The 7,494-nt window shown below is 64.7% G+C and carries 3 protein-coding genes and 1 pseudogene; 3 read left to right on the top strand and 1 reads right to left on the bottom strand.

Going from position 1 to position 7,494, the window contains the following annotated elements:
- Nucleotides 1–135: pseudogene (locus tag XdyCFBP7245_RS21105) on the top strand (IS5/IS1182 family transposase); the annotation flags it as partial.
- 440 nt (nucleotides 136–575) lie between these two features.
- On the opposite strand, the gene XdyCFBP7245_RS21100 reads toward XdyCFBP7245_RS21105, so the two are convergent.
- Nucleotides 576–2,531 carry a PhoX family protein gene (locus XdyCFBP7245_RS21100; RefSeq protein ID WP_104617355.1) on the bottom strand — a complete coding sequence of 652 codons (1,956 nt, stop codon included), beginning with the start codon at nucleotides 2,529–2,531 and terminating at the stop codon, nucleotides 576–578.
- 440 nt (nucleotides 2,532–2,971) lie between these two features.
- Here XdyCFBP7245_RS21100 and XdyCFBP7245_RS21095 point away from each other — a divergent pair, with 440 nt between their 5' ends.
- Both XdyCFBP7245_RS21095 and XdyCFBP7245_RS21085 read left to right on the top strand, forming a co-directional pair.
- A complete protein-coding gene (locus XdyCFBP7245_RS21095) occupies nucleotides 2,972–5,584 on the top strand; it encodes a glycoside hydrolase family 3 protein (protein ID WP_104617354.1) in 2,613 nt (870 codons plus the stop codon).
- 259 nt (nucleotides 5,585–5,843) lie between these two features.
- On the top strand, nucleotides 5,844–7,406 hold the full coding sequence (locus tag XdyCFBP7245_RS21085) for a sodium/sugar symporter (RefSeq protein WP_104617353.1): 1,563 nt from the start codon (nucleotides 5,844–5,846) through the stop codon (nucleotides 7,404–7,406).
- Nucleotides 7,407–7,494: the final 88 nt, after the last annotated feature.

Here is a 7,494-nt window from a genome sequence, read left to right as displayed (position 1 = left end):
GAACGCACCCATGCCTGGTTCGCAGGCATGGGGAAGCTGCGCATCCGCTTCGAACGCCGCATCGATCTCCACCTGGCGTTGCTCTCGCTTGCTTGCGCCATCATCTGCTTAAGGCTTCTTCCTGGGTTTTGTTAGCCGCTCTTAGATCCGTGGCTGCTTTTTCATCTTGTGTCTGGATGGAATGAGACAGTCGGATGGATCAAAAAACAGAGCGAATGATCTGCAGCGTGCAACACCCCTGCATTCATTACTAGGCGAGTGCTCGCTACGTTGTGTCAGTCGCTCAACATCTGTGCCGCAGGCAGGCCGCGATTGCACAGACGGGCGCCGATCTCCGAGCCTCGACAGGCATCGGTGTGTTAGAACAAACGCGTTGCCGAATTGCAGAAATGCAGGTTGCCGAATTGCAAAAATACAGATGGATCGGATTCGACGCACTACGTTGTCCGCATGAGATAGCCGCACACCAGCGCGCCCTCGCGCAAGCGTCCGTCGTCCATCGCATAGTTGAAACGACAGAAAGACGACGCCGCTCGCAGCGCTTTGCCAGCACTGCGAGCGACGACAACTTGCGCTTACGCCTTGCTCAATTGCACCGCCACCGGGTCGCCGGTGAGATACCCCACTGCAGCGCCAAAGCGGTTCTTGTAATTGGCGCGCACCAGCGGGTCCAGGGTGGCCTTGACGGTGTCGTGCAGCGGGGTTTCCCAATCGCCGGGGTGCTGGAAGTTGCTCATCACGTAGGTCCAGCCGTGGATCTGGTCGACCGCATGCAGCCCGGTGGATTCGGCCCCGGCCGGCACCGACAGCACGCGTGTCAGCGCGCCGCTGTCCACGTTGTAGGCCCACAGGAAGTTATTGACGTGCAGGCTGCTGTCTTCGCCGATGAACAAGGTGCGCAGCGCTTCGGAGAACTTGAGATTGTCCGGGTTGGCGAGGCGTTCCGGGTCGGCGAGATTGCCCAGCGCATCGGCGCTGGCCAGGTCATGGCCGGTGAGCGCGGCCGGGGCGGCCATGTCGATCGGCACCCAGTCGCTGTGGATCGCCGCACCGTGGCTGTCGCGCTGGCCGCCACGTAGATTCAATGCGTACACCGCGCCGGATTCCGGGCCTTGCACCTTCACGTCGCCCGAGCCGTTGAGCATGCTGGTGACGATGTAGGACATCGCCATGTAAGCGACCTTGTCGTGTGCATTGACGGTAGTGCCTTCGAGTTTGGTAAAGCCCAGACTGCCGCCGGCCAATGCCGCGTAGCGGTGGGTTTCCAGATACGTGGCGGCCTTTTCCATGCCGGGCTTGATGCGGATCCAGTTGAAGGTGCCGTTGAACGGGATCTTGGTGAAGCTGGCATCGCCCGGGTCGCTCAGGTGCACGTCGAGAATGTCGTCGGCGGTGAGGCGGTCGGCCATCGCCTGGATCTCGGCGCTGGTGGCGTGACCCAACTTGATCCAGCTCAGCGTGGCCGCACCCGGGCCGATGCCCGAGGTCTGGTGCCACTTGCCGACATACAAGGTGCCGGCCGATAGATCCGCCTTGCGGTCGGCGATGAACATGAAAAGCCCGCCGTTGGTGGCGTCGTCGCCCATGAGCACGGTGCGTTGGTCGGGCATCACCTGCACCAGTTCGTGCGAGATGCGGCCCAGGCAGTAGTGCTTGCGCACGCTCCCGGTGCCGTCCGGATGCACGGTGATTTCGGGAAGGTGGCCGTAGTGATACGGGTTGGCCTTGTTCGGGTCGCCATACAGATGCGTGCTGTAGCTGCGGAACTGGGTATTGCCGGCCAGTGCGGTGGCGTCGGGCTCGTACTCTTCGCTGGACAGATGGGTATTCCACGGCGACAGGCTGGCGCCGCAGGTGGTCCATAGCCCGTGCACCGGCGCGGTGTCGACGTTGTGGTACTTCACCAGCGACAGCTTGCCGGTGGCCGGATCCTGGTCCAGCGTCAGCACCGCGATCGGCGCGGGCAGATGGCGGTTGGTGTCGTTGCCGGCCTGGTCGCGGGTGGTGTATTCGAACTGCACCACCGCAAACACGTGATTGCCCTTGACCCCGGGCACCTTGGCATCGGGCAGGGTCAGCAGCGACGAGCCGTCCGGGCAGTCGGAAAAGAACGGGCGCTCGGCACCGGGCTTGGAGCGGTCGATGATGGGCCGGTGCTGGATGTCGTAATAGCCGCCAGCCAGCACGGTGCCGCCCTTGCCGTCGGGCACCTGATCGCCGGTGACGAAGAACGGGTGGTAGGCCAATGCATAGCGCTGGGTGCTGCCGTCGCTGCGGGCCACGGTCAGCGACGAGCCCACCGTGGTGGTGGCCATCGCGGCCGGGTTGGCCAGGCTGGGCGCAGGCATGCCGTGGAAGGTGGCCGAGACCAGGCGGGTGGGGGTTTCCGACGGCCGTAACGGACGCGCGGCCATGGCGGCACCGCCAAGTTGCTGAAGCGCGGCGGCGCTGGCGCTGCCGAGCGGCAACAGGGGAACGGCCGCCAGCAGTTGCATGAGGCGGCGACGGGAGGGGTCGGGGGAGGCAGACATCGGAACTCCAGGCAAAGACAACGATCAACGATGGGCAACGGCGCATCGGCAAGCGAGTCACGCTAGGCCCGCAATATGACAGTTGTTTGACGGCGAGCTCACCCGTTGGCGTCGGTTCGGATGCCGCGCGAAAAGCGGACGCGACCGGTCCGCTGCGCGGCGCGGCGCGGCGCCTGCGCAGTGCGGCTCGATCCCGGTGGTGCGATGCAGCAAAGTACGAGATAGGCCAAGGCCAAGCGGTGCGCTGGATTTGGCGATTTTCCGTGGTGTGACAGGTGCTGTCGGTATTCCAAGGCTATAGCCCCGGCCAATAAGTTGGCCGTCATTCGGCATACGGGCGAGCGTGGTTGACAGGGTAGGGGAATCACGCAAGCGTACGCCGCCTAATGGCCTGCGGCGCAACGCATCGCCGTGGGAGAACCACCCTGGAGACCCGGATCTTGGACAAGCTGCTTCGCCGTACCGCCGCGCCCGTCGCGCGCCGCGCCCTTTCTCTGGCTACCGCTGCGGCGGTGCTGATGCTGGCCGCCTGCCAAGGCAAGGACGCCACCGCCGAGGCCAGCAAGACCGCGCCGGCCGCGGCGCATGCCGAGGCATCCACCACCATCCATCCGGATCAGTGGCCGTCGCCGAAGTGGCCGTTTGCGCAGGATGCGGCGTTGGAGCAGCGCGTCACCGACGTGATGGCCAAGATGAGCGTGGAAGAGAAGGTCGCCCAGACCATCCAGGGCGACATCGCCAGCCTGACCCCGGACGATGTGCGCAAGTACCGCCTCGGCTCGGTGCTGGCCGGCGGCAACTCCGATCCCGGCGGTAAGTACAACGCCAGCCCGGCCGAATGGCTGAAGCTGGCCGACGCCTTTTATGAGGCGTCGATGGACACCTCCAAGGGCGGCAACGCGATTCCGATCATCTTCGGGATCGATGCGGTGCACGGCCAGAGCAACATCGTCGGCGCCACGCTGTTCCCGCACAACATCGGCTTAGGGGCCACGCGCAACCCGGAGCTGATCAAGAAGATTGGCGAAGTCACCGCTGCCGAAACCCGCGTCACCGGCATGGAGTGGACCTTCGCGCCCACCGTCGCGGTACCGCAGGACGACCGCTGGGGCCGCAGTTACGAAGGCTATTCCGAGTCGCCGGATGTGGTGGCCAGCTTCGCCGGCAAGATGGTCGAAGGCGTGCAGGGCACCCCGGGCACCCCGCAGTTTCTGGACGCCAGCCACGTGATTTCGTCGGTGAAGCACTTCGTCGGCGACGGCGGCACCACCGACGGCAAGGATCAGGGCGACACCAAGGTGTCCGAAGCCACCATGCGCGACATCCACGCCGCCGGTTATCCGCCGGCGATTGCGGCCGGCGCGCAGACGGTGATGGCCTCCTTCAACAGCTTCAATGGCGAGAAGATGCACGGCAACAAGGTCATGCTGACCGACGTGCTGAAGGGCCGCATGAACTTCGGTGGCTTCGTGGTTGGCGACTGGAACGGCCAGGGCCAGGTCAAGGGCTGCACCAACGACAACTGCCCGGCCTCGTTCATTGCCGGCGTCGACATGGCGATGGCTGCCGACAGCTGGAAGGGCATCTACGACACCGAACTGGCGGCAGTGAAGTCCGGCCAGATTTCGGCCGAGCGCCTGGACGATGCGGTGCGCCGCATCCTGCGCGTCAAGCTGCGCCTGGGCCTGTTCGAAGCCGGCAAGCCGTCCAAGCGCCCGCTCGGCGGCAAGTACGAATTGCTGGGCGCGCCGGAACATCGCGCCATCGCCCGTCAGGCGGTGCGCGAGTCGCTGGTGCTGCTGAAGAACCAGGCCGGCATCCTGCCGCTGGATCCGAAGAAGCGTGTGCTGGTGGTCGGCGATGGCGCCAACGACATGGGCAAGCAGTCCGGTGGTTGGACGCTGAACTGGCAGGGCACCGGCACCAAGCGCAGCGACTACCCCAACGGCAACACCATCTGGGAAGGTCTGGACAAGCAGATCAAGGCCGCCGGCGGCACCGCCGAGCTGGCCGTGGATGGCGCCTACAAGACCAAGCCGGACGTGGCGGTGGTGGTGTTCGGCGAAAACCCGTACGCCGAATTCCAGGGCGACATCGCCACGTTGCTGTACAAGCCGGGCGACGACAGCGAGCTGGCCTTGCTGAAGAAGTTCAAGGCCGAGGGTATTCCGGTGGTGGCGGTGTTCCTGAGCGGCCGTCCGCTGTGGATGAACCAGTACATCAACGTGGCCGATGCCTTCGTCGCTGCATGGCTGCCGGGTTCGGAAGGCGAGGGCATTGCCGATGTACTGCTGCGCAAGGCCGATGGCAGCGTGCAGAACGACTTCAAGGGCAAGCTCAGCTTCTCCTGGCCCAAGACCGCGGTGCAGTTCGCCAACAACGTGGGCCAGAAGGATTACGACCCGCAGTTCAAGTTCGGTTTCGGCCTGACCTACGCCGACAAGGGCGACCTGGCTGCACTGCCGGAAGACTCCGGCGTGTCCGGCGAGCAGTCGGTGGGCGGGGTGTACTTCGTGCGCGGCAAGCCGGCGCTCGGCATTGCGATGCAGCTGTCCAACGCGGGCCAGGCCAACATGCCGGCGACCACGCTGCCGGTGGGCCTGTCCGACGGCAGCCTGAAGATGAGCGCGGTCGACCACAAGGCGCAGGAAGACGCACGGCGTTTGGTGTGGTCCGGTGCCAAGACCGCCAGCGTGCTGCTGGTGTCCGGCAAGCCGGTGGATGTTTCGCGTGAGAGCAACGGCGATGTGCAGCTGCAGCTGACCGTGCGCCGCGACAGCGCGGTAACCGCGCCGGTGTGGTTGGGTGTGGGTTGCGGCGACAAGTGTGGCGGTCGCGTCGATGCGCAGAAGACCCTGACCGCACTGCCGCAAGGCCAGTGGAAGGTGGTCGGAATCTCGCTCAAGTGCTTTGCCAAGGCAGGTGCCGACGTCACCAAACTGACTCAGGTCGCCAGCATCGAAAGCGGTGCGGCACTGGATCTGGCGGTGTCGAAGATCGCGCTGGGCGCCCTCAACGAAGCCGACGTCGCGGTGGACTGCGCGGTCAAGTAATCCCCATGCCCGGAGGCACGCTTCCGGGCACGGTGCAGGTCAAGCGAAACAGGTGCGTCGCCGCTCCCGGCGACGTCTCAAAGCGGCCACCGATCGCGGTGGTGTCATCAGCCGCCGCGGGGGCGGTGTTGTCGATCGGCCGGGATGGCCTGCAGACGCGGTTCGCCGCGCTGCCATCGCGCACCTGGTGCGCGGCGGCGGCAGTGTGCAGCCCTGCCTGATCGTCGGCGCATACCCCAGAGCCAGACAGGAGAGTGCAGTGGGTTTGGCGACGTTGGATATCGTGATTGTGCTGGTCTATCTGACCGGCATCTTCGTGCTCGCGCAGTGGGTGTCGCGCGAGAAGGCAGGCCACAGCAAGAGCGCCGAGGATTACTTCCTGGCCAGCAAGTCGTTGCCGTGGTGGGCGATCGGCGCCTCGCTGATTGCTGCGAATATTTCTGCCGAACAGATCATCGGCATGGCCGGCTCCGGCTATGCGATCGGCTTGGCGATTGCGTCCTACGAATGGATGGCGGCGTTGACGCTGCTGATCGTCGGCAAGTTCTTCCTGCCGATCTTCCTGCGCAACGGCATCTACACCATGCCGCAGTTCCTGGAACAGCGTTACGGCAAGTGGATCCGTACGCTGATGGCGGTGTTCTGGCTGCTGCTGTACGTGTTCGTCAACCTCACCTCGATCCTGTGGCTGGGCTCGATCGCGGTCAGCCAGGTTACCGGCATGGACCAGACCCTGGCGCTGACGCTGATCGGCGTGTTTGCGCTGGTCTACCAGCTGTATGGCGGGCTGAAGGCGGTGGCGCTGACCGATATCGTGCAGGTCACGCTGCTGGTGCTGGGCGGGCTGCTGGTGGCCGGGCTGACGCTGGCGCGGATCGGCGATGGCGCCGGCGTGCTGGCTGGCTTCAAGCACCTGTGGAATGCGCACCCCGAACACTTCCACATGATCCTGACCAAGGACAACCCGTTCTACAAGGATCTGCCGGGCCTGAGCGTGCTGCTCGGCGGGCTGTGGGTGATGAACATCAGCTACTGGGGCTTCAACCAGTACATCATCCAGCGCGCGCTGGCCGCCAAGAACATCGGCGAAGCGCAGAAGGGCATGGTGTTTGCGGCGTTTTTGAAGCTGCTGATGCCGCTGGTGATCGTGGTGCCGGGCATTGCCGCGGTGGTGCTGGCGCCGGATCTGGCCAAGCCCGATCAGGCGTACCCCACCATGATGCAGTTGCTGCCGACCGGCATCCTGGGTCTGGTGTTTGCGGCGTTGGTGGCGGCGATCGTCGCGTCGCTGGCATCGAAGATCAACTCGGTGGCGACCATCTTTACCCTGGATTTCTACGCCAAGTTCCGCCCGCAGACCGAGCAGAAGCAGCTGGTGCGCGTGGGCCGGATCGTGGCCGCAGTGTCGGTGCTGATCGGCATCCTCACCGCGCGGCCGTTGCTGGGCAACTTCGATCAGGGCTTTCAGTTCATCCAGGAATTCACCGGCTTCTTTACGCCTGGCGTGGTGGTGATCTTCATGCTCGGCCTGTTCTGGAAACGCGCCAACGAAGCCGGCGCGTTGACTGCGGCGATCGGCTCGGTGGTGCTGTCGTTCGCGCTGAAATTCGCCTGGCCGGAACTGCCGTTCATGGACCGCATCGGCGTGGTGTTTCTGGCCGCACTGGTGCTGGCGGTGGTGGTGTCGCTGCTGACTGCGCCCACCCAGGCGCGCGACCTGATCCGTACCGACGATGTGGCCTACGGCACCACGCTGGGCTTCAAGGTCGGCGCAGTCGGCGTGATCGCCATCCTGATCGCGCTGTACACGGTGTTCTGGTAAGTCAGGGCGTTTTTATGCAGTTGCCGACGTATCGTCTGTCGGCCGTTCCAGGGCTGAAAAACAACGCGGCGCGACACTTCGGTGTCGC

It is taken from the genome of Xanthomonas dyei, assembly GCF_002939865.1.
In the GTDB taxonomy this organism is placed as follows: Bacteria; Pseudomonadota; Gammaproteobacteria; order Xanthomonadales; family Xanthomonadaceae; genus Xanthomonas; species Xanthomonas dyei.
The sequence above is the reverse complement of the archived record's forward strand: the minus strand, read 5'-3'. Positions and strand labels throughout refer to the sequence as shown.